This window comes from Actinomadura kijaniata (assembly GCF_014138665.1).
Taxonomy (GTDB): Bacteria; Actinomycetota; Actinomycetes; order Streptosporangiales; family Streptosporangiaceae; genus Spirillospora; species Spirillospora kijaniata.
In genome coordinates this window covers 51,073-77,694 of record NZ_JACJIA010000018.1, presented here as the reverse complement: position 1 = coordinate 77,694, position 26,622 = coordinate 51,073, and the positions used below count along the sequence as shown (strand labels likewise).

The window sequence follows — 26,622 nt, the reverse complement described above, 5'->3', positions numbered from 1 at the left end:
GCCTATCTGAAACTTTCTCGCTTTTCAGGCGCTCGACACCGGCGGAACGGAACCGGGCCCGGCACCCGGGACCCGGGGAATTCCCGCCCGTTATGGGATCTTGGTGTCCAGGGGTCGGCCGGGCCGGTCGAGGGGGGAGGGCAGGGTCCGGGACGTGGCCTGGCGGCCGCGCAGGCGTTCGGCGACCAGCCGTTCCACCAGTTCGTCGGTCGCGGTGTAGCCCAGGTGCTCGGCACAGCTCACCGCGATGTGCACCATACGCTGGACCATCCCGATCTCTTCGGCGGGAAAGGCCGCATGCAGTCGGTGGATAACGAGATCGAACTGGCGCGTCGTCTGGGTCGTCGAGGCCATGGCCTACCCCCTGCCCCTCATGTCCACCGGAAGAAAAAGCGACTTGAGGGTTCATTGTGCCCACAGAGTTCGCGAATACCCCAAAACTTGCCGTGATTATTACGCTTTCTCCGCAGGGCCGTCCACCACGGGCCGGGGCGCCGGGGGCCCGTCGGCGGACGGACCGTGCCACTCGACGAACAGGACGGTGGCGTCGTCCTGGAGGGTGCCGTCGTGGTGGGCCAGCACGGCGCGGATCAGGCGGCGCAGGGTCTCGGGGACCGGGAAGCCGTCGGCGTTGTGGCGGATGATGAACTCGACGAAGCGTTGCAGGCCGAACTCGCGGCCCTGCTGGTCGCGGGCCTCGGTGATGCCGTCGGTGTGCAGCAGCACCCGGTCGCCGGGCTGGAGCTGTTCGGTGCACAGGGTGACGGGCTTGCCCATGTCCAGGCCCATGGGATGGGCGGGCGGGCAGGGCAGCGTGGTGATCCAGCGGCCGTCGCGGATCACCACCGGAGGATGGTGGCCCCGGTTGATCCAGGTGAACACCCCGCTCCGCAGGTCCAGATCGGCCATGATCGCGGTGACGTACCGGGTGTTCTCGCCGAACTCGCGCAGCAGGACGCGTTCGATGCCCTCGCTGTTGTCGACCAGGCCGACGCCCTGGCGGCGCTGGTTGCGGCAGGAGGCCATCGCCAGGGTGGCCGCCAGCCCGGCGTGCACGTCATGCCCCGCGGCGTCGAAGATGGCCAGGTGGACGGTGTCGTCGGCGAGGGCGTAGTCGAAGGCGTCGCCGCCGATCTGGTACGCCGGTTCCAGGGTCGCGCCGATCGTCACCTGCGGGGTGGCGAAGGTCAGCGGCGGCATCAGGTTCCACTGCATCTCGGCGGCCACGTGCATCGGACGGGTGCGCACCAGCCGGGCGTAGGAGTCGCTGGAGGGCCGGGAGCTGACCAGGATCAACGCCACCATCGACGCCAGGTGACGCACGCGCTCCACCACCTCGCCGGCCGCCTCCCCGTCCGGGGCGTCGGGAACGCCGACGCGCAGCACCCCCAGGCGTTCGGTGCCGTCCAGCAGCGGCACCCACCAGTACACGGGATCCTCCCCTCCGGGGTCGCTCCTGCGAAGGACGCGCACCTCCTGGAAGGCCCGCCCGGCCAGCGTGGAGTCGATCCGCAGCTCCTCGATCCGGGGACCGGCGCCCTCCCCGGCGTTCTCCCCACGGCCGGTCAGCAGCCGCAACACCGTCTGCTGCAGGTCGGCGAGATAGATCAGCACCTCGCCCAGCCCCGCGCCGCGGGCGTGCTCGGCGACCAGGTCCGGCACCTGCTCGACCGACGCCAGATGGCTGGCCGTCAGCAACCCGGTCAGCATCCGCTCGGTGGCGCGATCATCGGCCGTCACCGCATTCCCCTCCCCGCGGCACCGTCGGCGCCCAGCCGCCCCGACCGTGCCGCTGGATCGACCACAGCGTGACCTACCCCAACCGCCACTGGCCGCACACGGGTCGGACAGCGAACTCGGCTTCCTGGGACTCCCGGGGGAAGCGTTCGAAGGGATCATGTGGCGGCGTCGGGCCGGGAACCGCGTGGGGCACGCCGTGCGGGCCGTCCCGCAGAAGATCCGCAAGGAGCCGGGCTCCGGTACGGTTCGAGGATGGGAACCGGAAACGATCATCCTCAGGGCGGCTCTCCCGATGTCGCCTCCGGCGGCGTCGACGTTCTCGAGAACCTCCTGCACCACCATCTGACCTCTTTCTTCCGGCAGTCCTGAACGATGGCGATGTATGCGGCGGCCCTGCCCGTCCTGGCGTGCGCGCTCCTCGCCTTGGCCGGGGTGGAGCTCGTCTGGAAACGGTGCACCGGCCACGGGCTGCTGCCCTGGCTGCGCCGACGTTCCGGCACACCGATATCGGCGACCGGGTTCGACGAGTTCACGGCGGTCTTTCAGGGCAGTAAACGCGCCGAGCTCCAGCATCGCCAGGTCCAGCTGGTGCTGCGTGAGGACGACGGTGACGGAGCGCTTCCGGTCACCGGCGACCGCGTCGACCTGGACCAGGGCATCGCCCGCATCACCCGGCCGGGCGAAACCCACGATGCGCGCTGAACACCGCCGGCAGCGATGGGCCGCCTACGCCACCTGCGTGCTCACCGGCGCCTACGGGCTGATGAAGCTCGCCCATGCCCTCGGTTCGGACGTTCTGGTGGACAAGGAGCCGATGCGGCCGGACCTGCGGGTCCAGATGCTGGCCCGTGACGGCTGGTTCGTCGCCAGCTACTGGATCATGGCCGCCGTCGCGATCGCCGGTGTGCTGCTGGCGCTGGCCACCGTCCAGCCCTGGGGTCGCCGCCTTCCGCGACGGCTTCTGCTCGGGCTCACCGGGGGCATCGGCGCCCTGATGGTGCTGCGTTCGGTCGGACCGGTCGGCTTCGGCTTCCTCGGTGACGCTCTGGTGCTGACCGGCCTGCGGCCCCCACCCGCCGAGCACGCGGAGCTGGCCCGTCACCTGGCCCGGTGGGACCTGATGCTCTGGTCCCCGTTCTTCCTGGCGTGGGGAGCGCTCTGGATCGCCACGGCCCGGCAGTTCGCCCGCCGCACCAGGACTTCCAGAATCGACACCTGAGCAGGCCGTGGCCACAGCGCAACCGGCGTGGGCACGTGGGCACGGTGGCACCCGACGGCCTCGGCGCTGGCGGGTGGATGACATACCGGACGGCAGACCCGCGCCGCCTCCCCGGTCGGCGGCGGTACGAAGGCCCATGCGCGGGTCCACCGGCGGAACATGGCATAGCCGGTCTGATGCGGCGGGGGGTCGGCCGGTAGGGCTCGCCGGGCGTTCCCGCCGCGGACGGAGCAGCGCTCATCCCCGCCGTGAGCAGGACGCGACGCGTACCGGCCCCGGACTCCTGGCGGGGATGGGCAAGCCCCGACTTTCGCCGACGCCGTCGGCGAGGCGGGTCAGTGGTGGGGGCCCTGCCGGCCGAGGGTCTCCACGGGGCCCGCGCCGGGGCGGGTCCACTGCGGCACGGGGCGGCTGGTCGGGCCCCAGGCGGGGTTCCCGTCCGCGTCCGTGCGCCAGTACCAGCAGGCGTGGCGTCCCCCGGGCCGGCCCTCGGGTTTGTCCTCCCACGTCTCGCCACGGCCGTAGGGCGTCACGTCGAGGAGGGCGAAGGTTCCGTTGAACGGTTCGTTGCCGCGGCCCGTCGTGGAGTAGGTGAGGAACGTCCGGTCGCCGTCGCGCAGGTAGCAGGTGGTGTGACCCATGTCGCCGCCGACCGGCTCGGCTACGTCGCGCACCGAGTACCAGGGCTGGGTGTAACCCATGAAATCGACGTAGGAGGCCACCTCGTCCCAACGGCCCGTGGTCACGATGGCGAACGAGACGCCGCGGGCGTTGAGGTAGACGGCGTCCCTCAGGTGCCAGGCCGCGTTGGTGCAGCCCTCGCACTGCCCCTGGTGCGGCGCGCCGTCGTACCACATGTGCTTGTAGACCACGAGCTCGTCGCGCCCCTGGAACAGGTCCAGGAACGGGACCGGGCCGCCGGGGCCGACGACCTTCACCGTCCCGTCGAACTCCACCATCGGCAGCCGGCGGCGGGCCGCGGCGATGGCGTCGCCCTCGCGGGTGTGGGCCTTCTCGCGGACCAGAAGCTCGTCGCGGGCGGCCTGCCAGGTGGCCAGGTCGACGATCGGCGGGCGGCCGGGGAGCGCGGTGGTCGGATCGTCCGGCGTGGTCGTCACGGTGTCCTCCGTAGTGTCTCGTGCCGGGCAGCGTCGTACGACGTCCTATGACGGTCACCAGGACAGACCCGCGCCCCGGCCGGAACTCATCGCAGCAGAGGGCCCTTTGGCCGAGCCCGCACGGACCACGCCGGTGCTTGCGGACATCGGCGTGGAGGGTCAGCGGATGGTCCAGGTCATGTCGCCGCCCGGAGGAACTGACATCATGGACGGTATGAGCTCGACCGGCACCGAGTGGGTCACCATCGTCAGCGACGAGAAGCTGCCCGGCCGCCCCGGCCCGGCGGCGGCGGTGCGGGCTTGACTGCGTGACCGTGGCATCGACTGGACGCCGTGCGACGCCGACGACGTCCGCGTAGATCTGGCCTGTGGGCCTGACGCCGACGGCCACCGGCACGGCTGGTTCAGCGTCCGGATCAGGGCCGACGCGCTGCGGCGGCTGGGACTTCACCCCGATCAACCCGCATCGAAGACCGTCGGCCCTTCGCCTCCCGCATGGTGGCACGCCGCCGCCGAACGCGCGGTCGGCCGCGCATGGGGTCCAGGCCGCACCTCATCTCCGTGACGACCGGCGGGCGTCCGGAACGCACCGGCTCGCCCGGGAGCTCCGGGCCGCGTCGTAGACCGCATGACGTCTTCTCGTCGGCAACCGGCATGACCGAGGACGGACGCGGTACGCGCTCGGCGCCCCCGTCCGTCCAGGTCGTCGGCGTCGGGGCGGACGTCAGCCGGCCGGGAACCTCTGGGTGATCCAGGTGGTGAGGTCGGCGCGGGCGGCGTCGAGCTGGGCGTTGGTGACCGGTGCGCCGGTCGCGGTGTTGACGATGAGCGCGAAGTGCAGGCCGTCGCCGGCGGTGATCCGCAGTCGTTTGGCGGTGGAGGAGCCGGTCTCGGTGGCGGCGGCGACGGGGCCGGAGGCGGGGACGCCGTTGAGCGTGGCGACGTCGCTGACGACGGTGGTGGTCGTGGGGGCGAAGGCCGCCGGCAGGTGCAGTTCGGTGGGGGCGTCGCGGGTCGAGCCTCGCCACACGAGCACGCCGTACTGGCGTCCGCCGGTCAGGGCGGCCACGCCCGGCAGGGAGGAGGGGACCGTCAGCCACGCCTGCTGCTGGCCGGTGCCGCCGTATCCGGAGCGGGCCAGGTCCTCATAGGCGAACGCCAGGGTGTCGCCGCTGACCGCGGCGGGGTACAGCCGGTCCAGGACACGCTGGTCCAGGCGCAGGGTGACGGCGCCCGCGTCGTTGGTGGCCACCACCGAGTGGTCCTCGCCGTTCCAGGCGTCGCCCTCGGTCTGGACCTTGTCGGGGTTGCCGTTCATGGGCTCGCGGTGGCGGCCGCTGTAGATGTCCCATTGCCACTGGATGGCCGACAGGACGTCGCCGCCGGACGCGGGGGTGTTCCACCAGTTCCTGCCCGCGACGCCGTAGTCCGCGGCCTGGTACATGGCGCGGACCATCCAGGGGGTGCGGTCGCTTCCGCCGCCCGACAGCTTGTGCCCGAACTCGGAGACGATGGGTGCGGTGCCCAGGTCCTTGGCGCGCTGCCGGATCTCGTTCATCGCCGCGTCGTAGGTTCCGTCGGAGGCGGGCGAGGGGTCCACGCTGATGCGGGCCCCGTCGTAGAAGTGGGTGTTGAACACCATGCGGGTCCCCAGCCGTCCGACCCTGGTCATCCCGCCCTCCTCGAACAGGCCGGTGTTCCAGAAGACCAGCGGCTCCACGAAGGCGGGCTTGGCGGTCCAGCCCGCCTCGTCCATGACGGTGCGGATCCGCTGGTAGAACGGCATCAGGTAGGTGCTCTCCCACTCCGTGCCGCTCCTGCCGTCCAGGCCGCCGTCGAACGGCTCGTTGAACGGGTCGAGGCCGAGGATGTTGTCGAAGGACGCGGCGGGAAGCCGTTGCCTGAGGTAGGTCATCATCGACCTGGCCTGCGACAGGTAGGCGGACTGGACGCCGACCGGTCCGGCCGGGGTCGGCAGCGTCCGGTCGCGCCAGAAGTCGTACATGGCCTTGCGGACGGCGGCGTTGGTCTGCATGTTCTGGCCCCACAGGATGCAGATCCCGCACGACTCCCGCGGATAGCCGCCGGCCTGGACCACCCAGCGGGGGGCTCCGTTGCCGGTGTACCAGCTTCCGGTGTTGAACAGGTGGTAGGAGTACAGATCCTGGTGGTAGTCCACCAGGACGCGGATGCCCCGGTCGGTGAAAGCCCTGATCTGCGCGATCGCCCGGTCGAGGTAGGCGTGGTCGATCCTGTCGGGGGCCGGTTGCACGCCCTCCCAGCTGATCAGGAACCGGACCGCGTTGGCGCCGGTCAGGTCCCGCATCGCCTGCGCGGACCTGGCCGCGTCGGCCGTGCTGCGGAACGGCAGCAGGCCACTCTCGTACAGCTTGGTGCTCCCCGAGACGTTGAAGCCGCGCAGCGTCACCTCCCGGCCCTGGGCGTCCCGGAACACCCAGCCCTGCTGTTTGGGCGACACCGTCACCGCGCCCTGCGCGTGCGCCGGTGCGGCGGTGAGGACCGTTGCGGCCAGTGAGACGGCGACCGCCAGGCAGAGGGATCGCTTGGGGGGCGAGGGCGTTGGCGCCATGGTCGGGCCCTTCGGGGTGGGGGCGGGGTCCCAGCTCGCGCCTGCAAGAACCTTCTTGCAGAGAAGGATGCAAGAAGGTTCTTGCGGAAGCAAGGACTATCTTGCAGGCGTGGCACCCTCGACGCGCGCGCGCATCCTCGACGCCGCCCTGGAGCTCATCCAGCAGGTGGGCTTCACCGGCACGACCGTCACCGCCATCGAGGAGAGGTCCGGGCTCTCCCCCGGCAGCGGCAGCTTCTACCGGCACTTCCGCTCCAAGGAGGACGTCTTCCGGGCGGCCCTCGAACGCGAGCTGGAGCGCGCCCAGCAGTACCGCCGGGAGTTCGAGCGGGGAACCGTCGAAGACCCGCAGGCCGCCCTCGCCCGCCGGTTCCTGCAACAGCTCGACTACATGGCCAAGATCAGGCCGCTCATCAACCTGCTCGCCCGCGAACACGGCCAGTTCCCGGACCTCACCAGCAGGATCGGCGGAATCCTGCTCGACCGGGGCATCGTCGAGGAGGCCGGGCATCTGACGCACGACCTCCGCGCCCACGTCGACCACGCCGACCCGCACGCCCTGCTCACCGTCGTGGTCTCCGCCCTGTCCGGCTACCACCTGGCACGCCAGTTCTTCGGCCACCCTCCGGCCGAGGTCACCCCCGAACGGTTCGCGGCCACCCTCGCCGCGCTCATCACCTCCCCCCGGACAGCCGACCCGCACGGCACTGAGTAGCCGCAGGTCAGCAGCGGGGGTGAGACACACTGCCGGTGTTCGGCCGGGTCCCGAGCGGTTCGGCGGTGACGGGGGGATCGTTTCTGGCAGTCCCTGGGCGAGGCCGAGGAACCACATCCTGATCGCCGCGGCGGTCACCGCACCACCGTCGCCCGCTCGGCCATGCAGCTCGACATCGAGCCACCGGCCACGCCCTAGCCGACGTAGGCGTAGCGGTGCGCGTAGTCGTCGAGCGCGACGCGCAGCCGGCGTCGTCCCCGGTGGAGCCGGGACATCACCGTCCCGATGGGAACGTTCAGGATCCGCGCGATCTCCTTGTAGGAGAAGCCTTCGACGTCCGACAGGTAGACCGCGAGGCGGAACTCCTCGGGCAGGTCGTTGAGCGCCTGCTTCACCTCCGGGTCGGGGAGGCGTTCCAGCGCCTGGGACTCCGCCGACTTCAGCCCGCCGGGAAGGTGGGCCTCGGCGCGGGTGAGCTGCCAGTCCTCCACCTGGTCGGTCCCCGACCGGAGGGGCTGCCGCTGCTGCTTGCGGTAGCCGTTGATGAAGTTGTTGGTCAGGATGCGGTACAGCCATGCCCGCAGGTTGGTGCCCTGCTTGAACTGGTGGAACGAGGTGAACGCCTTGGTGTAGGTGTCCTGGACCAGGTCCTCGGCGTCGGCGCGGTTGCGGGTCATCCGCAGTGCCGCCGCGTACAGCTGGTTGAGGTAGGGCACCGCTTCGCGTTCGAACCGGGTCTGCTTCCGTGACAGCGCCGGGTCGTTCAGGGTGGGTCGTTCCTCGGTCCGCCGCGGCGCGCGGTGCTCGGCTGGTGACGGCTTCATCATGTCCGCTCCAGATAGGCGTCGAGACAGGTACGGGCCGTGACCTCCATCGCCCAGAGGTCGTCCAGCATGTGCAGTTGCTCGGCGTGCCGCCGGGCCGAGTACAGCACCCGTTCGACCAGCCCCGGATCCACCAGGGTCATGTACTCGGTGCGCAGCCCGGCGTACAGGTCGGCCAACGAGTCGTGCGACAACGAACGCGGCCTGTTCTCAACGGTCGCGATAGGTTCCATAGAGCGGCCCCTTTCACGGTCGGATCATCGCTACTACCCCTGCTCACGCATCCATGCGTCCCGGGAGCAAATATTCGATTCGGTCGCCTGCTTTAATCCGCTTTGACCGCTTTGGCCACGCTTGTCGCAGGGGATGAAGCGGTAGGCACAGGCAGAAAGCGGTCCATCCCCTTCAGACGATGAACGTCGCCCGTGCTCGGCCGCATCTCCGGCGGTGCCCGACTGATGTGACAGCCCGGCAAACGCTTCCCGGACCGTGCCGCTCCTGCACTCCTCAGAGTGCGGCAGTGCTGTCCGACGTCAACGCAGCGTCTGGACCCGGTAAACAGGACCGGGTTCGGTGGCGTCCGCGTTCTCCACAACGGCGACCAGGCCCAGGGGGCCGGTCAGTGCCTCCAGTGCCGCCCGGGTACGCGCCTCGTCCAGGCCGGCCTCCGCGGCGACCCGTCCCAACCCGCCAGGCCCCTCCGCGCCGCTCTCCAGCCGAGACACCGCTCGGAACACCGCCGCCTGGTCACTCGACAGATTCGTCTCATCGTGGCTGATCTCACTCATCAGAGCTCCCCCGGCCTGCTCTTCTCCCCCACTGCCCTGCCCGCCGCCACCTCCCCGTACACGCCCCAACGATCTCCTTCAAGCACGTCACCCACGAGAACCCCCAGGCCATCGCCGCCCCTGACGCCGCCACGCGCGACATCGAACAACACAGAGGAACCGGGCTCAGCGCTACCCCAAGGAGGGTCTCCCCGGCCCTCGCAGATGCGCGACGGCTTCGGAGTGAGCACCGGTCGCGCCCTCACCCCGCCGCCGACGCAACCGATCGAGTCGCGGGGAGGCCGAGCCGCGAACCTCGGGACGGTCTGTGCCAGGTCGCCCAGAGGGAGGCGCGCTGATCCCGCAGGTGCGGTTGGACCGGATTCGCAGCCGCCGTCTGGTGCGAGCGCGGGGCCGGGGGTGACGGCCGACAGCGCGGACGTCGGCGAGAGGTTTTTCACCGTGGACATCGAGGCCCTTCCTCAAGCGGGGAAGGGGCGCGTGAGCCGGGTCGCGATGGTCGGGCCTTCCTCGGCCAGCCATGCTTCGGCGCGCGGCATGCGGTCCTTGACGCCTTGCCGCCACAAGCGGTGGAACACCGGATCGGCCTCAGCGGCCGCGCGGCTGGTCAGGTGGAAGCGGTGGACCATTCGTCCGGCCAGGGGCACGAGTTCGCGACGCTGCCGGTCGGACATCCCGTAGGCGTCGGCGAACACCGCCACGCGGTGGGGGATGTCGGCCTCGGTCAGGGCAGGGGCGCGGTCCTCGGGGTGCAGCAGTGGTGCCCACCAGTACAGGGCGTTGGCGATGTCATAGACCCGGGTGGTCGGCCGGGCCAGGTCGAAGTCGATGAAGGCGGCGGGCAGTCCGTCGCGGAAGACCACGTTGCCCGGGCAGTAGTCGCGGTGGCCGACCAGTTCGGCTTCGGTGTCGACCGGCGGGATGTCCTCGGTCCCGGGCAGCGTGGCCCAGACGGCGTCGCGGGGTGGCGTCCAGCCCTGCGCGGCGTCGTGGAGCCGCCGGATGAGACGGGCCAGGGCGGCAAGGACGTCCTCCCCGGTCACCTCGGGTGGGAGCGGTTCACGGGGCACGTCACCCGGCACGTAGGACAGCACTTCCCGGCCTCGTTCATCGATGCCCAGAGGCTTGGGGACGGCTGGGAACCCTGCCTGGTGAAGGTGGGAGAGATAGGCGTGGATCGTGGCGGTGAAGGGCCTGACCGGTCGGCGGACGGTGTCGGCGACGCGGGTGATGCCCGGCGTCACCCCGTCCCCTACCAGGGGCTCCTCCTCCGGCACTGCTCGATCACTGTGCATGCCGCTCCCCAGGTCTTCCGGATGCTCGCTTCTCGTCGATGTTCTCGGGCTTGAGGGTCTCCACTCCGGCCCCGCTGATTTCGGGTTGTTCTGGCCGGGCCTCTTCCTTAGGGAGAGGCCCGGCCAGGGGCGTGTCACAGGGTGAGCAGGGCTCGTACCGGCAGTTTGCCGTCGGCCAGTGGGCGCATCGCGATGCGCATCAGGGCCAGCGCGTTGTCGTCCCCGGCGATGCGGTTGGCGCTCAGTTCACCGCATGTCACGCACTGGTGGATGAGCAGCCACTCGCCGTTGGAACGCACCGTCATGCTCAGCGCCGCCATCCGTCCGCCGCAGTCCGCCGCCCGGTCCCCCGGGACGCGCCGGTCGACGTGCCGGCTGGTCAGGCAGTGCGGGCAGTGGTTGCGGTGCGCGGTGCCCGGTGCGGCCAGGGGCACTTCGAGTCGGCAGCCGACGCACCGGAACGCGTCGCCGCCCTCCCCGCCGGGGCCGTGCAGGACGGACTTGCGCCGCTGGGGGCGTCGCCCGCCGTCGGGTGTTCTGCGTCGTGGCACGGTGGTCCTCCTTTCCGTTCGCGCCGGATCACAGATCCGCGAACACCTCGAGCGGGAAGGGAGGCTGGGCCAGCGGCCGGACGGCCATGCGCATGAGGATGAGCTGGTTGTCGTCACGGCAGACGGGGCTGGAGGTCAGCTCGTCGCAGCGCGTGCACCGGTGGATGACCATCCAGTCGTCGTTGCGGAGCACGGCGATGGCGATGGGGGACATCCGCCCCCGGCATTCGGCGGGGCCGCCGCGCACGTGGTCCTCGACGTGCCGGGAGTGCAGGCAGCTCGGGCAGTGGTTGCGGACGTCGCCGCCCGGGCCGAGCCGGGTCACGGTCAGGCCGCAGCGCAGGCACTCGAAGGTGCCGGCGCGCGGGATCGCGCCGGTGCGGGCCGGGTCGGTGGAGGTCCCGCGGTGACGGGTGCCGTCGAGATCGTGGTCGGACACTCGGGTTCTCCTTGCTGGAACCGGAAGAAATGGCTGCAGAAGGAGGCCGAGCGGCCTCGGAAGGTGGCCTGGGGGCGCCGGGCCGTCGTCGTTCGCGGAGCGCTACGGCGACGGGTCGGCGGGGCCGGGCGGCGTCACGCTTGGCGAGGCGCGCTCGGCTCGGGCGAGGTCATAAACCAGCTTCTCTCTAGGGCGGCGGCCCGTTCGCATGGGTGGTCACGTTCGCCCGTGGTGGGCGGTATCGACACTAGGACATCCGCCGGGACGGGCACCAACGGTTTTTCCGCCGGGCCGGGTTCCGCTCCTGGGCCCGCGCACCGCCTGGACGGGGCGTCAGTCCTCGGCGACGAGGGTGGCGGGGTCGGTGTTGGCGCCGCAGAGCACGATCGCGATGTTCTCGTCGGGGTGCGGGGCGTAGCCGCCGTCCCCGGGGCTCAGCAGAGCGGCCAGGGCGGTGGCTCCGCCCGGTTCGGTGACGATGCGGCGCTCCTCCCACAGGGTCCGGCGGGCCCGGACGATGTCGCGGTCCCGGACCAGGACCGAACGCGTGTCGCCCCGCCGGGCGGCGTGCAGGGCCAGGCGGGTGGCGCGCCGCGCCCCGAGCGCGTCGGCGGCGACGCCGTCCACCGGGACGTCGACCACGTCCCCGGCCTCCAGGGCGGCGTGCAGCGCCCGGCAGCCCTCCGGTTCGACGGCGACGGCGCGGATGCCGTGGTGGCGGGCGGCGGTGGCGACCCCGGCGAACAGCCCGCCCCCGCCGACGGCGACCAGCACCGTGTCCAGTTCGGGAACCTGGTCCCGGATCTCGTCCAGCAGCGTTCCCGCTCCCGCCGCCACGTGGGGGTCGTCGTAGGCGTGGCTGGTCAGCGCGCCGCTTTCGCGCGCGAACCCGGCGCAGGCCGACGCGGCGTCCGCGTACTCCCCCTCCACCAGCCGCACCTCGGCGCCGTAGGCCCTCAGCCGGGCGACCTTCACCGCGGGGGCGCTCGCCGGGAGGAACACCGTGGCCCGCACCTGGAGGGCCGCGGCCGCCCAGGCGCAGGCCAGGCCGGCGTTCCCGCCGGAGGCGATGGTGACGCCCGCCTCGGGCAGGGCGCCCTCCCGGCCGTGGGCGAGCAGGAAGTTCACCGCGCCCCGGGCCTTGAAGCTGCCGGTGTGCTGCATGTACTCCAGGGCCAGCCAGGTCCTCCCGGCCCCCTGGGCCCGGGAGGGCGGCCCGTCCTCCATCGGCGCCACGGCGACGGGGCGCACGCGGCCCCGGATCCGTTCGGCGGCCGAACGGATGTCGGCGTAGCCGAGCGGGTCCACGGTCGCTCCGGCCGAAGGAACGAAGGTCACGTCCGCCTCCCCGCGTGTCCGCCGGCCACGCGACCGGCGCTGTTACAGCGTAACTTACACTGTTTCCCATGCCCCGACACTCGGCCGCCCTGGAACGGGCCACGCCCCAGGCCATCGCGCGCGCGGCGCTGGCGCTCATCGACGAGGAGGGCCCGCAGGCCCTGAACCTGCGGGCGCTGGCCCGGCGCCTGGGCGTCTCCCACACGACGATCCACCGCCGGTGCGGCTCGACGCTGGACGGGCTCATCGACCTGTGCACCGACCATCTCGCCGCCCGGCTGCCCGACATCGCGCCCGGGACCGACTGGGCGCGGGGCACCGAGGAGCGTTTCACCCGCCTGTACGAGCTGCTGGCGCGGCACCCCGGGCTCGTCACGCTGCGCGGCGCGCGTCCCTGGCTCAGCCCGACGCTGCTGGAGCGGCTCGTCGAACCGCAGGTCGCGGCGAACATCGCCGTCGGCATGCCGCCGGAGCGCGCCATGGCCGTCTACCGGCAGATGTACCTGTTCACCCTGGGCGCGGCCGGCTTCGTGGACCACCGCGACCCGCGCGACGCCATGGCGGCCTCCCGCCGCGCCCTGGCGGCCCTGGACCCCGACCGGTTCCCCGCGCTGACCGGGCACCTCGACGCGATGCTGCCGCCGCTGGCGGACCACGGGGTCCACCGCGACGGCCTGCGCGCCCTCATCCGGGCCGCCGACCCGCGGCGCGCCGCCTCCGGCTGAGGCGCCCTCAGGGCTTGCGCGCCACGCCGCAGAACGCGTCGACCTCGCGCGGCCGGTCCAGCTCGGGCAGGTCGGGCCGCCACAGCGGGGTGGACACCACGCCCGGCTCGACCAGGTCGAGCCCCGCGAAGTAGCCGGCGATGAACTCGGGGGTCCGGGCGAAGTAGGGCAGCGCGCCCGCCTCGACGTACAGGCGGATGGCCTCGGCGCGCCCGGTCTCGTCCGCCGGGGCCGCCTGCGCGCGTTCCAGGACGTCGGTGCCGTCGTTGACCACCAGCCAGCTTCCGGGGGCCAGCTCCGCCATCAGCGTCCGGACGATGCCCTGCGGGTCGTCGGCGTCGGGGACGTTGCCCATGACGCCCAGCAGCATCAGCGCGACCGGCTGGTCCAGGTCGAGCGTCCGGGCCGCCTGCTCCAGGATGGCGGCGGGGTCGCGCACGTCGGCGTCGACGTAGTCGGTGGCGCCCTCGGCCGTGCTGGTCAGCAGCGCGCGGGCGTGCGAGAGGACCAGGGGGTCGTTGTCGACGTAGACCACGCGGGTCTCGGGGGCGATGCGCTGGGCGACCTCGTGGGTGTTGTCGGCGGTGGGCAGGCCGGTGCCGATGTCGAGGACCTGCCGGATCCCCTGCTCGGCGACCAGGAAGTGCGTGACGCGGAGCAGGAACGCGCGGGTGTGCCGGGCGATGTCGACGATCTCGGGGAACACCTCCATCACCTTGTCGCCGACCGAGCGGTCGATGGGGTAGTTCTCCTTGCCGCCCAGCCAGTGGTTCCAGATCCGCGCCTGGTGCGGACGCTGGGTGTCGATCGAAACGATGCTCGGGGTGTCCACGCCGAACCCTTCCCACAGGACGATCACTCGCGGTCCCCGAGTCTGGCAGCTCCCCGGCCGCCACGACACATCACCACAAAAGGAGCGGCGCTCGCCGGGAGCCGCTTCCGGCCACGCAGCCCGCCTCCTTGACCGCGCCGCCGCCGGATGTGACGGTCACCTCGTGGATGTGATCGGTGCGGGATACGGACGGACTGGCACGCTCTCCCTCAAGGCCGCCCTTGAGAGGCTCGGGTTCGGGCCGTGCCACCACATGAGCGAGATGCTGCGGCCCGGCCAGCTCGACGCCTGGCGCGCCAAGACGCGCGGTGAACCGGTCGCCTGGGAGACGCTGTTCTCCGGCTACCGGTCGTGCGTGGACTGGCCGTCGGCGGCCTACTGGCGCGAGACGGCCGAGCACTATCCGGACGCGAAGGTCGTGCTGAGCGTCCGCGACCCCAAGGGATGGGTGGCCAGCATGCGCGCCACCATCCTCGACCGGCACTCCCGCCAGGACTCCGCGCCCGTGCGGCTCATGCTCGGGGCGTCGAGGACGCTGGGCACGGGTGTGGCCAAGTTCGTCGAGATGACCTCGCGGATGCCCGAGATCCGCGACTTCCCCGGCCTCTCCGACGAGGAGCTGGTCGCGGCGTTCGAACGGCACACGCGGGAGGTGGTCGCCGCGATCCCGCCGGAACGGCTGCTCGTCTTCGAGGTGCGGCAGGGGTGGGAGCCGCTGTGCGCCTTCCTCGGCGTGCCCGTTCCGGACGAGCCGTTCCCGCGCGTCAACGACACCGCCGCCTTCAACGCGAACGCCCGCCGCATGATGTTGCGCCTCATGGTCCAGCGGTGAGCGGCCGCCTTCGATCCCGTGCTCACGCGGGGGCCGGGGACGCCCTCGCCTGACGCGGCGTCCGGTGGTCAGTCCCGGTGCGCCGTCCGGGCCGCGCCGTCCAGGAGGGCGAGGGCCGCATCCCGGGCGTCGTCGGCGGCTCCGGGGGCCGCGAGGTGGTCGGCGACCACGGTCGCGCCCTCCAGGAGCAGGAGGAGCTGCCGTCCCAGCGCGGCGGGGTCCGCGGCTCCGGCCCGCTCGGCGATCGCGGTGAGCAGGTCCAGATGGCGGCCGAGGTGGCGGGTGGCGATGCCGCTGGCCGGGACGGTGTGGCGCTGGGTGGCGGCGTTGACGATCGCGCAGCCGCGGAAGCCGGGCTCGCCGTACCAGCGGCCGAGGGCGTCGAAGACCGCGGCGAGCTGGGCCGCGGGCTCGTCGCCCGCGTCGGCGGCGGCCTGGGCCAGCCAGCGCGTGACGCGGTCGCTGCGGGCTTCGAGGACGGCGCGGACGAGCCCGTCCTTGGACCCGAAGTGGCGGTAGAGCGTCTCCTTGGAGACGCCCGCCTCGGCGCACAGCTCCGCTATGCCCACGCCGTCGAGCCCGCGCGCGTAGAGGATCCCCTCGGCGGTGCGGAGGATCGCCGCCCGGGTGCGGTCGGGGTCGAGGCTGCTGCCTTTGGGAACGGGCACACCGGAGATGGTACCGGGTGGTTCGATGTGCTGCTAGCGTTCACATCGAACCGGTCGGTTCTATCTTGAGGAGCACGCTGTGCCGGACCCGCTTGTCACCGATCCCGTCCACCCCGGAGGGCCCGCCGCCCGCACGGTGCCCGTCACCTTCCAGAGCGCGGGCACGACGCTGCTGGGCGTCCTGCACCTGCCGCCCGGCCCCGGCCCGCACCCCGTCGTGGTCCTGCTGCACGGCTTCCCGGGGCACGAGCGCAACTTCGACCTCGCGCAGGCGGCGCGGCGGGCGGGCTACGCGGCGCTGGTGTTCCACTACCGCGGCTCCTGGGGGATGGGCGGCTCCTGGTCGTGGGCGCACGTGCTGGAGGACGCCGCCCACGTGGTCGCCCGCCTGCGCGAGCCCGGAACCGCCGGCGTCCACGCCCTCGACCCGGACCGGCTGGCCGTCGTCGGCCACAGCCTGGGCGGTTTCGCCGCCCTGATGACCGCGGCCTCCGACCCCGGCGTGGCCGCGGTCGGCTCGGTGGCCGGGTTCGACCTCGGGACGGCCGCCGCCGCCTGCCGGACCGACCCGGCCGCGCGGGCCGCCTACCTCGAGGACTGGGCGGGCGAGCTGCTCCCCCTGCACGGCACCGGTGCGCGGGCGCTGGTCGCGGAGATGGAGGCGGCCGGGGACTCGTGGAGCCTGGCCCGCCTCGCGCCCCGGCTGGCCACCCGTCCCGTGCTGCTGATCGGCACCGGCCGCGACCCGGTCACCCCCGCCGACACCCACCACCGGCCCCTGGTGGAGGCCTACCGCGCCCACCCCGTCCCGGGCCTCGAACACCATGTCCTCGACACCGACCACGCCCTGTCCGACCACCGGGTCGCCCTGGCCCGCAGGGTGATCGACTTCCTCGACCGGCACCTGAAGGGCGCCCCCCGGTGAGCCCCTCCCCCGCCGGGACCGTCGACTCCACGTCCCGCCCCGCGCCGGGACACCACTGGACGGCCGTCCGGCTCGCCCTGGGAACCGCGTCGGCCCTGGGGATCTCCCGCTTCGCCTACGGCCTGCTCCTGCCCGCCATGCGGGAGGATCTGCGCTGGACGCTGGCCGAGGCCGGCGGGATGGGCACGGCCAACGGGCTGGGCTACCTCCTCGGCGCGCTGGCGACCGCGGCGGTCGTCCGCCGCCGGGGCACCGCCACCGCCTTCCGCGCGGGGATGGCGCTCACGGCCGTGTCGCTGGCCGCCACCGCCGTCAGCGACGCCTACGCGGCGCTGCTGGCCGCGCGGGTCCTCGCCGGAGCGACCGGAGCGGTCGTGTTCGTCAGCGGCGGGGTGATCGCTTCGCGTATCGCCGCCCGCGCCGGCTCCGGCCTGCCCATCACCGTGTACTTCGCCGGGACGGGGCTGGGAATCGCGCTCAGCGGCGCGGCCATCCCGGCGCTGGGCGAGCACTGGCGCCCGGCCTGGCTCGGCCTGGCCGTCGCCGCCGCGCTGGCGACCGCGGCGAGCTGGACCGCGGCGGGCACGGAGGACGGCGCGCGGGACGCGGGCTCCGGCCGCGCCCGGATGCGGCCCCTGTGGAGACCGGCCCTCGCCTACCTGCTGTTCGCCGCCGGGTACATCACCTACATCACGTTCCTGTCCGCCTACCTGGCCGACCGGAACGCCTCCCTCGGGCAGGTGGTGCTCACCTGGACCGTGCTGGGCCTCGCGGTCATGGCGGCGCCCGCGCTGTGGAGCCGGCCGACCGCCCGGTGGCCCGGCACGCGGGCCCTCACGACCCTGCTCGCCGTCCTGGGCGGTGGGTCAGCGCTGGCGCTGGCCGCGCCCACGCCACCGGTCATCCTGCTGTCCGCGCTGGTCTACGGGGCGACGTTCATGGGCGTCCCCGCCGCCGTCACCGCCCTCATCAGGACCCGCACCGCCCCCGCCGACTGGACCGCCACACTGGCGGCGTTCACCACGGTGTTCGCCGCCGGGCAGACGGCCGGGCCCTGGATCGCGGGCCTGGTCGCCGACCGCACCTCCACCGAGGCCGCCCTCGCCTGGACCGCGATCCTGTGCCTCGCGGCGGCCCTGATCGCCGCCGGACACCGCGAGCGCCCCGCGCCGCGGCGACCATGAACCCCACTCCTCCGAACGACGACCCGAAGAGAACAGGAAGGCGAGCGATGGCGAACTTCGTCCTCATCCCCGGGATGTGCCACGGCGGCTGGTGCTTCGAGGAGCTCAGCGGCCGGTTGCGCGCCCAGGGCCACACCGTCCACCCGCTGACGCTGACCGGGCTCGGCGAACGCAGCCACCTGCTGCCCGGCGCGGTCAACCTCGACACCCACATCCAGGACGTCACCGCCGTGCTGGAGACGGAGAACATACGCGACGCGGTCCTGGCCGGCCACAGCTACGGAGGCATGGTGATCACCGGCGCGGCCGACCGCGCGCCCGACCGCGTCGCCTCCCTGGTGTACCTGGACGCCGTCGTGCCCCAGCACGGCGACTCCTGCTGGACCCTGGTCACGGAACAGGAGCGGAAGTGGTACACGGACGTGGTGGACACCGGCTACGCGGTACGGCCGCTGCCGTTCTTCGACCCGCGCGCCACCCCTCATCCACTCGCCTCGCTGCTCCAGCCGCTCCGGCTGACGGGCGACCTCTCGCATCTCCGGCGCAGGGTCTACGTGTACGCGACGGGATGGGACGGCCCGTCCCCGTTCACCTCCGTCTACCAGCGGCTGCGAGAGAACCCCGCCTGGAGCACGCACGCCCTGGACGGCGGCCACAACCTCATGCGCGACGCGCCTCAGGACCTGGCCCGGATCCTGCTGGAGGTCGCCGAACCCCGTTGACCGAAGATCATGATCAAAAGCCCCCCGCCTTTACGATGTAGATCACTAAGCGGACGTCCCGCCACCCGCGCGTCCGGGCGCGACCGCGCCCCGGACTCTCGTTCGCCGAATCGACGTCCCAGATCATGAACCGTTCCCCGCCGGCCGCCATCTCACCGAACAAGAGGGTGGCCACGGACGAGTCCTGATCGATTCGGCGGTCGGCGTGCGGCGGTCATCTCGGACGCGCGGGAAGCCGGCCGGCGAGAACACCGCCCCGGCTCCCCGCCCTCCACACATGACCATCGGGCCGGGCGGTCCGGGAACGACGGCATCACGGAGCCCACCGAGTCCGGCCCACCGTCGCGCGGCAGAAAGGACCACCGCGAAATGGCCGAACTCGACAAGGACCGGCCCGTCGACCAGAACGGGCATGGTCCGGCACCTGACCCGAGGACAGAGGACCTCGGGCCCCGGCGGTCCCGGCGGGCCGCGGTCGGCAGGACGCTCCTCCTCTACTGGGTGCCGCCGTTCCTCGTCGCCCTGTTCCTGATCGCGCTGGACCTCCTGGGCTACGACGTCCTGGCGGTGCTGCCCGACGTCGACATGCCCGACTGGCTGTGGACCGTGATCAGGGTGCTGGTGGCCGTCGTGGCCGCGGTCGGCACCTACTCCATGTACAAGGACATGCGCGGCCGGGGCACCGGGAAGGAGACGGACGGCGCCTCCGGTTCCGACGAGCGGACCGTCAGGGCCGTGGCGGCCGACCGCAAGCAGGGCATGACCCTGGACGAGGTCACGCGGTGGGTCCAGGACGCGTCCAGCGCCCGGCTGCCCGGCGACACGGTCGTCAAGGTCGACACCACCTGGCGGGAGACCATCCGCGAGCTCACCGCCCACTCCCCCCGGGGCACCACCGAATGACATGGCGGGGGAACCTGCCCTCGGTAGCCTGCCGTCATGGACGACAATCCGGGTGGATACGACGAACGAACCCTGATCGCCGACGGCTTCGGACGCGTGCACGTCGAACTCGAACGGCGTGACGGGCCGCTCAAGGGTCTCGCCGATGTCGACGGTGTGCCGCACTACTTCGAACGCCTGGACTCCGATGCCCTTGAGGACCCCTACGCCGTCTGGCCCGCGAGCGAGGAGGCGGTGGCGATGGAACGCGAGCAGTGGGCGCTCTACATCAGATGGCTGCGCCGTCATGAGGCGGGAGAGGCCGACCTCGACAGCCATCCGGGATCCGGAGGCGTCGACGCGCGGTACGACGAACTGGAATCGCTGCTGGCGCCTCACCGCCGGGCGCCGGCGGACGCGCGACGGCTCATGGCCAGATGGCGGTTCGACGACGGTGACGAACGCTACCGGCTCAACGGCATCGACCAGTGGGTCCGGTGGGATCCGGTCGGATGAGGCGGTGCCGGGGGCCGGCGCGCGGCCCGGCGTTCAGGACGCCTTGCGCCAGCCCTCCTGGCAGGCCGCCATGAAGGCCCGGCGGCCGGCGGGGAACTTCCCGCCCTCCCTGACGCCCTGCTCGTAGGAGGTGGCGCAGAAGTTCGGGGGCGGGTCGTCGCCCATGGCCGCGCGCATGCCCGCGGCCATCTCGACCATGGTGCGGAACGTGTGGCGCTTGCCCTCCGGATCGATCATCACGATCTCCCGGCTGTCGCTGATCTCCGGCTTGGTGGGCCTGGGCCGGGGCGCGGCGGTGGAGGCGCCGGTGCCCGGCGTGGTCGCCGGCGGCGCCGTCGCGGCGGCCGTCCCCGACGCGGACGCGCTCGTCGACGGCACGGCCGAGCCGCCCTTGGGCCCGTCCTCGCCGTCGCAGGCCGCCGAGCCGAGGAGGAGGGCGCCGAGGGCCGCCACGATCGCGGTCTTGGAGGTCACGTCGGCTCCGGGGGGCAGAGAGCGGTCATCGGGGTCGGACCCTAACAGAACCCCTCCCGGGCCATCGCGGGGAGACGTCCTCGGCAACCCCCGGGAGGCGGGCTGGGCACCGCTCACGCGGGGCGTGCCAGGATCCAGCCGCCCTCCTCGTCGAGGAAGCGGTCCAGCGACAGTCCGGACTCCCCCAGGACGTCGGGCAGTTCTTCGTCGCCGAACCGGCGGGACGTGAACGAATGCGTCCACCGGCGGCCGTCCAGGCGGTACTCGATCGTGGCGGACACGACGTCGGGGCTTGAGCAACAACCACTCGGCCAGTGGCGTTAGGGAGCAGGCGGGGCCGGAACTACCGCCATCCGGGGTCCCGGGACTCTCTCCTGACCGGGGTGGGTAGCGCGGGCCGTTGCGTTGGTCGATCGTGAGGCGGCAGGCTGAATCCCGCCATGGAGTGCCCCGCCTCCGACCTTCGGGCGGGTTTCCTAATTCGGTGTTAACGGTTCTGGTGTGGCGCGAGATCCGGACGACCGTCTGGGTTTGGGGTGGGACGCCTTGGGGTTTCCTGGCCGTCCATGCCTCGTTTGAGAGCGGCGCCCGCCCCGAACCCATGGTGGCGGCGGGTTCGTTCGGTTCGGTCGGGAGCCGCACGTACTCCTGCTCTTCCCCGGCGTGGTCCCCAGCGGTGATGTCGTCGTCCGGCGCGGACGGTTCGGGGGGCGGACCGTTCGGGCGCCGCGCTCATGCGGGTTCCTGGGCAGCGGTGTGGGTGGTGGTGTACTCGGCGCGGGCGGCCGCGACGGTGCCGGGGTGGCGTTGTGCCTGCTCGTGGGCGGCCAGGGCGCGGTAGAGGCTGGCCAGGGACGGGTTTTGGCCCTTGCGTTTGCCGGTGGGGATGATCAGGTCCTGGCGGATGGCCTCGACCGACTCGCCGCCCGCGCGGCGGCGCAGGAGGGTGTGGATCATGTCGTCGGTGACGACGGTGGGGCGGCCTCGCGGATGGTCTCGCGTTCGGTCTCGGCCATCGCGGCGAAGAAGGCGAACAGCGTCTTCCCGGCCCCGGACGGGTCGTAGATGCCGGTGAGGGGTCCGGCGAGCATCTCCAGGACCAGGCCGTGGGCGGTGAGGTGGTCGGCCAGCGCGGTGAGTTCGGCGGCTACGACGCGAGCGGCGTACACCCGGTGCGCTTGCGCTCAGCCGGGCCGGCGCTGTCGGCGGCGGCAGCGCTTTGCTCCAGCACGGAGCGGCGCCGGGCGAGGTGGGGCTGTACGCCTAAGGTCGGGCACTGCCCCGAACGCAGATGATCACGTCAGGGAGTTGCGAAGCGCGCGGCGATCGTTCGGGCTGCTTCGTCGACCGCTCGCGACTGCTCCTCCCTGGTGATCGACCACGTGCCGTGCATGAGGCGCGGCCAGAAGACCGCGGACGCGATCATGCCGAGGAACTGTGCGGATGCCAGATCCGGATCATCGATGTCGGCGCTTCCTGCGGAGTGCGCCTCCCGCAGATAGCGCCCCAGCGCCTGCAGCACAGGCAGCGTGCCGAAGTCGAAGGTCCGCTCGCGCAGTTCGGGGAAGTGGTGTGATTCGGCGATCACGGTTCGCATCAGGGCGACCATGCGAGGACGCGTCAACAGTTCCGCATACGCGCGACCTAGCACCACCAAGCCCGCGTAGAGGTCGCCGGTCGGGATCTCGACCGGCTCTGGAGCCGGCGATCCGCCTGCCGCGAGCACCGTTGCCTCGAAGAGCTCGGCCTTGGTCGGGAACTGCTTGAAGAGCGTCGCCTTGGACACCCCTGCGCGCTCGGCGACACGTGCCAGTGGCGTGCGGTCGTACCCGAACTCCAGGAAGAGCTGCGCGGCGGCGCCCAGGATCGCCTCGCGATTGGTCGCGGCCACCGCACGGTGGTACGAGGAGCGTCCACGTGTCATCTGTTCAGTATCCCATCGAGGCGAGTTCCTTGACTCACCATGACGAACACGACTAGCCTCATAGAGGTGAGTCGATCGACTCACCTCTATGAGAGAAGAGCGGCTTATGGCTACCGTGATCGTTCACGCGACCATCACCCTTGACGGGTTCCTGGCAAAGCAGGACGGCGGGGTCGACTGGATGTTCGGCCGACCCTCCGCTCCCGAGGATGGCGCCGTCGTCGAGACAGTGATGAGCCGGATCGGCGCGGTGGTCGGCGGCGCGAACAAGACCCAGACCATCGAGGACGGCGAGATCCCGTATGGCGGCATGCTGAAGGTCCCGGTCTACCTGATGACCCATAGCGCCCATGAGCCGATCGAGCGCGACGGCATCACGTACAACTTCGTCGTCGACGACATCAACGAGGCCGTCCGGCTGGCCAAGCAAGCGGCCGGGGACGGCTGGGTCAGCCTGCTCGGAGGAACCATCTCACGACAGTGCCTACGGCTCGGTCTCGTCGACGAGCTCCACCTGCACGTTGCGCCGGTCCTGCTCGGCGACGGCATCTCGCTGTTCGCAGGCCTCGGGCGGCACATCGAGCTTGAACGCCTCGATACATCAGCCTTCGCGAGTGAGGCTCATCTTCGCTACCGAGTCCTCCGTTAAAGACCCACCCCGGACCTGCGAGAACTCCACTAACGGCGGTTTCCGAGTTCCGATTCGCTCCGAGCGAGAAGAGATGAGGCGGCAGGCCGAGGCTGAGTGGGACGCCTAAGCGGTCAGATCTCGTCCTCGTCCTCGGTGGCGTTGGAATGCGGTGGGAGCGTCGCGGCGGGAACACTGTGGGGCCGGCCGGTCATCGCGTCCATTGGGGTGCAGGGCGGCATCCTCGTGTGGGACATCGAAGAGGACGGTCCGGCCGTCGAACTCGACGAGCCCGACGGCCTCGATGACCCGGCCCTCGGCCATTTCGCAGTGGCCACCGTGGACGACCGGGCGTTCGTGGTGGCGGCCGGGGAGCGGAACATCGCGGTCTGCGATGTCAGCGACCCCGACGCTCCGGTGTGGGCCGATCCGCTCAGTGTGCCGGGGGGCGGCATCGAGTGCCTCGACGTCGCCGTCGTGGGCGGTCGCACGATCGCGGCGACCGGCGGCCAGGACGGCGCTCTGTGCGTGTGGGACGTTGCCGACGGGCGCCTGCCGGCGGGGCCGGACACCGCGCACAGGTCGGGGGAACGGGACGCGCTCAGCGAGGTGTTCGCCGTCCGGTTCACCGAACTGAACGGCCGCTCCGCTGCCATCACCGCCGGCCGGGACGGCACTGTCCGTGTCTGGAACCTTCCGGAGTTCGGAAGCGACGAGCATGCCTAGCTGGCCGAGGTGGAGGCGGTCCGGTGGGATGTACAGCGAACTGGACCTGGTGATGCGCAAGCTGGTCGTGCAAGCGCGGCGCGGGTCGGGTGCGCCGCGGTCATGGCGGCCTTCGGCGAGGCGCCGGCGCGGGGCCTGAGGCGGAGTCAGCCGGGTGCGGGCCGTTCGATGATGAAGGCCTTGCGGCGCGGTTCGTCCTCGGCGGGGCCGGTGCCGGCCTGTCGTCGAGGTCAGCGTCAGTCGCGTGGGCTTGGAATGCTCGCACGTCGCGGGTTGGGCGGGGCATGAGACCTCCTGGCCATCGCGGAACCGACTGCGAACGATCAAGAACCAGCTAAGACGGTTCCAACATGCCATCGCGACCACGGGCAACCGGCTAAGGTGGTTCCATGCGAGCCGGGTTCCCTGACTTTCGCCTCGGTAACGTGCCGGCGACCAGCTTCACGGCGACCCTGACCGAGCGCCATGGCGACGCCGTGGAGCGCATTCCCACGCCGCGCCGGCTCGTCGACTGGCTGGCGGTGAACGGCCTGGCCGTGGACTCCTGCACCACCGCCCAGCTCGACCTCGCCCGGGAACTGCGGGAGTCGATCCACGCCGCCGCCACAGCGGCCGCGCTCCAGGAAACTCTCCCCGGCTCCGCCGTCCAAGTCCTCAATGACCGCAGTGCCGGGGGTCGAGCCGCCGCGATCCTGACACCCGAGGGCAAGCGCCGATGGCGGCTCAGCCCGGACTCCTGCGTGGAAGACGCCCTCAGCGTGATCGCCGCCGACGCGATCAGCATCATCGCAGGCGAACGGCCCGGAAGACTGGCCTTGTGCGCGTCACCGACCTGCCGAGCCGCCTTCTTCGACACCAGCCAAAGCCGCACCCGCAAATGGTGTGACATGAACACGTGCGGAAACCGCCAGAAGAAAGCGCGCTTCCACGCCAACCAGCGCAAACACCCCGGATCAGCGGAATGATCATTACGCTCGGTACATCCAAGCAGGTCCTATGTCTGCGACGCATTCATCGCGTTAGGCGCACCCCAACGGCACAGCTGAGAGCCATCCGCCGCCTTCGACCGTGAACTCCTCAGCTGGCTGACACACCGAGCAACCCCGTACTCCCTCCCCCACCCTCACCTGGGAATGCCTGGCCCCCTCGTCGCAGGCAGGGAGCCTCAACCGACCTGGCCATGGGTGCTGTCCCCGGAGCCATGCCGCGCACGCCGCAGCTCCCATACCGGGTCCTCGTGATGGGGACGCCCGGACAGCCACCTCAAAGAATGCCCCCGCGTGCCCAGCTGCCGACGCGTGGCGTTGATGAAGTCCAGCCGACGCTTCTCGGCCCGTCGTGTCTGATCAAAACCTCAGCAGTTGATCTTCAACAGGAACTTGAACACCAGTCTTGTGGAGCAGCTCGGGCAAGAGCCGCTTGACGGGCGCTCGGACGTGGACGCCGCTGAAGCTCTCACCCGGTTGTGCGTCGAGAGCTGGGGATATACGCCGCGCAGGGAGCCACCACGCTTGGCGACGATGACATCGCCATCGCGCTGCGGAGTCTGCGCGCTGTGCTGCGGCGCCTCGGCGTGGAGTTCACGCCCCCCCACCAAGGCGCCCACCGGGCCATCACCGCCGAACTCCACGAAGGAACCACGATCGTCGTGGTGGTCGGAGCAGACCTCCATCATCTGACCGGCACCGAACAGCTGGTGAAACTGATCAACGATCGCATGTTCGGGCTGGTAGCGCGCATGACCTATACCAGCATCCAGCCAAGCCACCCATTCCAGGTAAACCCGCACCGCAGTACGCCGCCAGTGCGGGGTGGCGAAGCGGACACCGGCGTCCGCCCCAAGATCGGGGTTGCTGCGTTCCTCAGGATCGGTGGCGAGCTCGACTGTGTCCGCATCCGCCTGTATCGCGTTCTCGGCACAGACACGGTTGGCCACCAGCGGCCCCTTTGGTCCGGCCCTACATCGGCAGATTCGAACCAGGCTCGACGATCACCCGGGTCGTGATGCGAGTCCGAGGTGATGGCAGGGTTGAGCCCGCGCACTGACGAAGCCGCGGGTTCTCAAGATCTGCCGATGCAGGGCCAGTGGCATCGTTAGGTTGGCAGTTCCTTACCGGGGGAAGAACCGGCCGTTGTACCACGTGCCGTTGCCGTCGTTGGAGTAGTCGTCGACGTTGAAGCTGTAGGCCCCGTGGTTTCCTCCCCACAGGTAGCCGGGCAGGCCCGAGGACGCGTTGATGTCGCAGATGAGGTCGTTGGTGCAGATCGACACGGTGGGGATGTCGCCGTAGAAATCGTCGGCGTGGGCGAGCGGGAACCCGACGAAGGGGGCGACGAGCGGGTGGGCCGCGGCCCCCGCGTTACCCGGGCCCGCCGGGCGCTTGGGGTCGGCGACCAGGACCGCGTTCACGTTGTCGATGGTCGGCCAGTTCTCCGTGACCCAGGTGTGGACCACCGCGGCGCCCAGCGAGTAGCCGAGCGCCTTGATGTGCTGGCCCGGGCACGCGTTGCGCTGGTTGCGGATGAGCCGGTTCAGCTCGTTGGTGCCCTCCCGGACGTGGTAGCCGGTGGGTGGGGAGGCGGGGGCCGGAGTGGCGTTGTAGCCGACCCGCTGGGTGACGTTGCCTGTCCAGATTCTGGAGTCGTTGTCCCAGGTGCCGCCGACCGCGATCGTGTATGTGCCCCCACACGAGGCCGCCTGCGCGGCGGGCGCCATCGGCACGGTGAGTCCGGTCAGCGCCAGCAGACTGGTCGATAGAGCGGAGAGTCTTCTCATTCGATCCCCTCTTCTTGGTGCGTTTGAGGTGTCGACCGAGCAGGGGTGTCGACCGAGCAGCGGCGCCAGGCACTCCCTATCCCTGGCGGATACCGGCCGTGGTCCCCATGTGGACCGCGCGGCTGCTCCGGTGAATGGACTGATGCTCGCTAGATCATCATCGAAACCGGGAGACGCCCTTCAAGCAAACA

33 protein-coding genes are annotated in these 26,622 nt (G+C 71.3%); 13 read left to right on the top strand and 20 right to left on the bottom strand.

From position 1 onward, the window contains the following. Positions 1 to 90: 90 nt before the first annotated feature. Together HNR61_RS41955 and HNR61_RS41950 are read right to left on the bottom strand one after the other, a co-directional pair. The gene (locus HNR61_RS41955; RefSeq protein ID WP_182848713.1) at positions 91 to 270 is read right to left on the bottom strand and encodes a hypothetical protein; all 180 of its coding nucleotides are present in this window, start codon (positions 268 to 270) and stop codon (positions 91 to 93) included. 183 nt (positions 271 to 453) lie between these two features. Beyond that, positions 454 to 1,740 (bottom strand): PP2C family protein-serine/threonine phosphatase, encoded by a 1,287-nt coding sequence (locus HNR61_RS41950; protein ID WP_312898355.1) that lies wholly within the window; start codon positions 1,738 to 1,740, stop codon positions 454 to 456. A 372-nt stretch (positions 1,741 to 2,112) separates the two neighbouring features. Here HNR61_RS41950 and HNR61_RS41945 point away from each other — a divergent pair, with 372 nt between their 5' ends. Continuing rightward, entirely contained in the window at positions 2,113 to 2,442 is a 330-nt protein-coding gene (locus HNR61_RS41945) for a DUF6191 domain-containing protein (RefSeq protein WP_182848712.1), read from the top strand. Beyond that, on the top strand, positions 2,432 to 2,959 hold the full coding sequence (locus HNR61_RS41940) for a DUF3995 domain-containing protein (protein WP_220510441.1): 528 nt from the start codon (positions 2,432 to 2,434) through the stop codon (positions 2,957 to 2,959). The genes HNR61_RS41945 and HNR61_RS41940 overlap by 11 nt, the downstream gene beginning before the upstream one ends. Positions 2,960 to 3,294: 335 nt before the next feature. On the opposite strand, the gene HNR61_RS41935 is transcribed toward HNR61_RS41940, so the two are convergent. Beyond that, positions 3,295 to 4,077: a DUF899 family protein gene (locus HNR61_RS41935; protein WP_182848711.1), complete on the bottom strand. Its 783-nt coding sequence runs from the start codon at positions 4,075 to 4,077 to the stop codon at positions 3,295 to 3,297. Between the two features lie 724 nt (positions 4,078 to 4,801). Then, on the bottom strand, positions 4,802 to 6,667 hold the full coding sequence (locus tag HNR61_RS41930; protein WP_182848710.1) for a cellulase family glycosylhydrolase: 1,866 nt from the start codon (positions 6,665 to 6,667) through the stop codon (positions 4,802 to 4,804). A 109-nt stretch (positions 6,668 to 6,776) separates the two neighbouring features. On the opposite strand from HNR61_RS41930, the gene HNR61_RS41925 reads away from it, so the two are divergent. Next, complete coding sequence (locus tag HNR61_RS41925; protein ID WP_182848709.1) at positions 6,777 to 7,382, top strand: TetR/AcrR family transcriptional regulator; 606 nt, start codon at positions 6,777 to 6,779, stop codon at positions 7,380 to 7,382. Between the two features lie 194 nt (positions 7,383 to 7,576). Here the strand turns inward: HNR61_RS41925 and HNR61_RS41920 are convergent, their stop codons facing one another. The 7 genes from HNR61_RS41920 to HNR61_RS41890 all read right to left on the bottom strand — a co-directional run bounded on the left by HNR61_RS41920 (position 7,577) and on the right by HNR61_RS41890 (position 12,617). Beyond that, positions 7,577 to 8,206, bottom strand: a complete 630-nt coding sequence (locus HNR61_RS41920; protein WP_182848708.1) for a sigma-70 family RNA polymerase sigma factor — start codon at positions 8,204 to 8,206, stop codon at positions 7,577 to 7,579. Beyond that, on the bottom strand, positions 8,206 to 8,439 hold the full coding sequence (locus tag HNR61_RS41915; RefSeq protein ID WP_182848707.1) for a hypothetical protein: 234 nt from the start codon (positions 8,437 to 8,439) through the stop codon (positions 8,206 to 8,208). The genes HNR61_RS41920 and HNR61_RS41915 overlap by 1 nt, the downstream gene beginning before the upstream one ends. 300 nt (positions 8,440 to 8,739) lie before the next feature. Then, positions 8,740 to 8,994: a hypothetical protein gene (locus HNR61_RS41910; protein WP_182848706.1), complete on the bottom strand. Its 255-nt coding sequence runs from the start codon at positions 8,992 to 8,994 to the stop codon at positions 8,740 to 8,742. A gap of 461 nt (positions 8,995 to 9,455) precedes the next feature. Next, positions 9,456 to 10,289, bottom strand: coding sequence for a phosphotransferase enzyme family protein (locus tag HNR61_RS41905; protein ID WP_182848705.1), 834 nt, complete (start codon positions 10,287 to 10,289; stop codon positions 9,456 to 9,458). 134 nt (positions 10,290 to 10,423) lie between these two features. Further along, the gene (locus tag HNR61_RS41900) at positions 10,424 to 10,840 is read right to left on the bottom strand and encodes an RNHCP domain-containing protein (protein ID WP_182848704.1); all 417 of its coding nucleotides are present in this window, start codon (positions 10,838 to 10,840) and stop codon (positions 10,424 to 10,426) included. 28 nt (positions 10,841 to 10,868) lie between these two features. Beyond that, on the bottom strand, positions 10,869 to 11,279 hold the full coding sequence (locus HNR61_RS41895; protein ID WP_312898354.1) for an RNHCP domain-containing protein: 411 nt from the start codon (positions 11,277 to 11,279) through the stop codon (positions 10,869 to 10,871). A gap of 333 nt (positions 11,280 to 11,612) precedes the next feature. Further along, positions 11,613 to 12,617 (bottom strand): serine/threonine dehydratase, encoded by a 1,005-nt coding sequence (locus tag HNR61_RS41890; RefSeq protein ID WP_312898353.1) that lies wholly within the window; start codon positions 12,615 to 12,617, stop codon positions 11,613 to 11,615. Positions 12,618 to 12,685: 68 nt separating this feature from the next. On the opposite strand from HNR61_RS41890, the gene HNR61_RS41885 reads away from it, so the two are divergent. Then, on the top strand, positions 12,686 to 13,342 hold the full coding sequence (locus HNR61_RS41885) for a TetR/AcrR family transcriptional regulator (protein WP_182848703.1): 657 nt from the start codon (positions 12,686 to 12,688) through the stop codon (positions 13,340 to 13,342). A gap of 7 nt (positions 13,343 to 13,349) precedes the next feature. Here the strand turns inward: HNR61_RS41885 and HNR61_RS41880 are convergent, their stop codons facing one another. Continuing rightward, the gene (locus HNR61_RS41880) at positions 13,350 to 14,174 is read right to left on the bottom strand and encodes an SAM-dependent methyltransferase (protein WP_312898352.1); all 825 of its coding nucleotides are present in this window, start codon (positions 14,172 to 14,174) and stop codon (positions 13,350 to 13,352) included. Positions 14,175 to 14,337: 163 nt separating this feature from the next. Between HNR61_RS41880 and HNR61_RS41875 the strand changes: the two genes are divergently transcribed. Beyond that, positions 14,338 to 15,006, top strand: a complete 669-nt coding sequence (locus HNR61_RS41875; RefSeq protein WP_182848702.1) for a sulfotransferase family protein — start codon at positions 14,338 to 14,340, stop codon at positions 15,004 to 15,006. Between the two features lie 68 nt (positions 15,007 to 15,074). Here the strand turns inward: HNR61_RS41875 and HNR61_RS41870 are convergent, their stop codons facing one another. Beyond that, complete coding sequence (locus HNR61_RS41870; protein ID WP_182848701.1) at positions 15,075 to 15,674, bottom strand: TetR/AcrR family transcriptional regulator; 600 nt, start codon at positions 15,672 to 15,674, stop codon at positions 15,075 to 15,077. A gap of 79 nt (positions 15,675 to 15,753) precedes the next feature. On the opposite strand from HNR61_RS41870, the gene HNR61_RS41865 reads away from it, so the two are divergent. The 5 genes from HNR61_RS41865 to HNR61_RS41845 all read left to right on the top strand — a co-directional run bounded on the left by HNR61_RS41865 (position 15,754) and on the right by HNR61_RS41845 (position 19,903). Further along, entirely contained in the window at positions 15,754 to 16,599 is an 846-nt protein-coding gene (locus tag HNR61_RS41865) for an alpha/beta hydrolase family protein (protein WP_182848700.1), read from the top strand. Then, a complete protein-coding gene (locus tag HNR61_RS41860; protein ID WP_182848699.1) occupies positions 16,596 to 17,783 on the top strand; it encodes a YbfB/YjiJ family MFS transporter in 1,188 nt (395 codons plus the stop codon). The genes HNR61_RS41865 and HNR61_RS41860 overlap by 4 nt, the downstream gene beginning before the upstream one ends. 47 nt (positions 17,784 to 17,830) lie before the next feature. Continuing rightward, complete coding sequence (locus HNR61_RS41855; protein WP_182848698.1) at positions 17,831 to 18,505, top strand: alpha/beta fold hydrolase; 675 nt, start codon at positions 17,831 to 17,833, stop codon at positions 18,503 to 18,505. Between the two features lie 369 nt (positions 18,506 to 18,874). Further along, positions 18,875 to 19,408 (top strand): hypothetical protein, encoded by a 534-nt coding sequence (locus HNR61_RS41850; RefSeq protein ID WP_182848697.1) that lies wholly within the window; start codon positions 18,875 to 18,877, stop codon positions 19,406 to 19,408. Between the two features lie 36 nt (positions 19,409 to 19,444). Next, positions 19,445 to 19,903 (top strand): hypothetical protein, encoded by a 459-nt coding sequence (locus HNR61_RS41845; RefSeq protein WP_182848696.1) that lies wholly within the window; start codon positions 19,445 to 19,447, stop codon positions 19,901 to 19,903. Positions 19,904 to 19,936: 33 nt separating this feature from the next. On the opposite strand, the gene HNR61_RS41840 is transcribed toward HNR61_RS41845, so the two are convergent. From HNR61_RS41840 to HNR61_RS41825, 5 genes are all read right to left on the bottom strand, one after another. Continuing rightward, positions 19,937 to 20,377 carry a hypothetical protein gene (locus HNR61_RS41840; protein ID WP_182848695.1) on the bottom strand — a complete coding sequence of 147 codons (441 nt, stop codon included), beginning with the start codon at positions 20,375 to 20,377 and terminating at the stop codon, positions 19,937 to 19,939. A gap of 113 nt (positions 20,378 to 20,490) precedes the next feature. After that, positions 20,491 to 20,658, bottom strand: coding sequence for a hypothetical protein (locus tag HNR61_RS41835; RefSeq protein WP_182848694.1), 168 nt, complete (start codon positions 20,656 to 20,658; stop codon positions 20,491 to 20,493). A 451-nt stretch (positions 20,659 to 21,109) separates the two neighbouring features. After that, a complete protein-coding gene (locus HNR61_RS47085; RefSeq protein ID WP_220510440.1) occupies positions 21,110 to 21,334 on the bottom strand; it encodes a hypothetical protein in 225 nt (74 codons plus the stop codon). After that, positions 21,331 to 21,546, bottom strand: coding sequence for a recombinase family protein (locus tag HNR61_RS47080; protein WP_220510439.1), 216 nt, complete (start codon positions 21,544 to 21,546; stop codon positions 21,331 to 21,333). Before HNR61_RS47080 ends, HNR61_RS47085 begins: the two co-directional genes overlap by 4 nt. Positions 21,547 to 21,677: 131 nt before the next feature. Next, positions 21,678 to 22,268, bottom strand: coding sequence for a TetR/AcrR family transcriptional regulator (locus tag HNR61_RS41825; protein WP_312898351.1), 591 nt, complete (start codon positions 22,266 to 22,268; stop codon positions 21,678 to 21,680). A 139-nt stretch (positions 22,269 to 22,407) separates the two neighbouring features. Between HNR61_RS41825 and HNR61_RS41820 the strand changes: the two genes are divergently transcribed. The 3 genes from HNR61_RS41820 (at position 22,408) to HNR61_RS41810 (ending at position 24,620) form a co-directional block, all read left to right on the top strand. Next, positions 22,408 to 22,950: a dihydrofolate reductase family protein gene (locus HNR61_RS41820; protein WP_182848692.1), complete on the top strand. Its 543-nt coding sequence runs from the start codon at positions 22,408 to 22,410 to the stop codon at positions 22,948 to 22,950. 207 nt (positions 22,951 to 23,157) lie between these two features. Further along, complete coding sequence (locus tag HNR61_RS41815; protein WP_182848691.1) at positions 23,158 to 23,655, top strand: WD40 repeat domain-containing protein; 498 nt, start codon at positions 23,158 to 23,160, stop codon at positions 23,653 to 23,655. A 389-nt stretch (positions 23,656 to 24,044) separates the two neighbouring features. Beyond that, positions 24,045 to 24,620: a CGNR zinc finger domain-containing protein gene (locus HNR61_RS41810; RefSeq protein WP_182848690.1), complete on the top strand. Its 576-nt coding sequence runs from the start codon at positions 24,045 to 24,047 to the stop codon at positions 24,618 to 24,620. Between the two features lie 389 nt (positions 24,621 to 25,009). Here HNR61_RS41810 and HNR61_RS41805 read toward each other — a convergent pair whose 3' ends face one another. Both HNR61_RS41805 and HNR61_RS41800 read right to left on the bottom strand, forming a co-directional pair. After that, positions 25,010 to 25,591 carry a hypothetical protein gene (locus HNR61_RS41805; protein ID WP_182848689.1) on the bottom strand — a complete coding sequence of 194 codons (582 nt, stop codon included), beginning with the start codon at positions 25,589 to 25,591 and terminating at the stop codon, positions 25,010 to 25,012. Between the two features lie 174 nt (positions 25,592 to 25,765). Beyond that, entirely contained in the window at positions 25,766 to 26,431 is a 666-nt protein-coding gene (locus HNR61_RS41800) for a cutinase family protein (RefSeq protein WP_182848688.1), read from the bottom strand. Positions 26,432 to 26,622 lie beyond the last annotated feature (191 nt).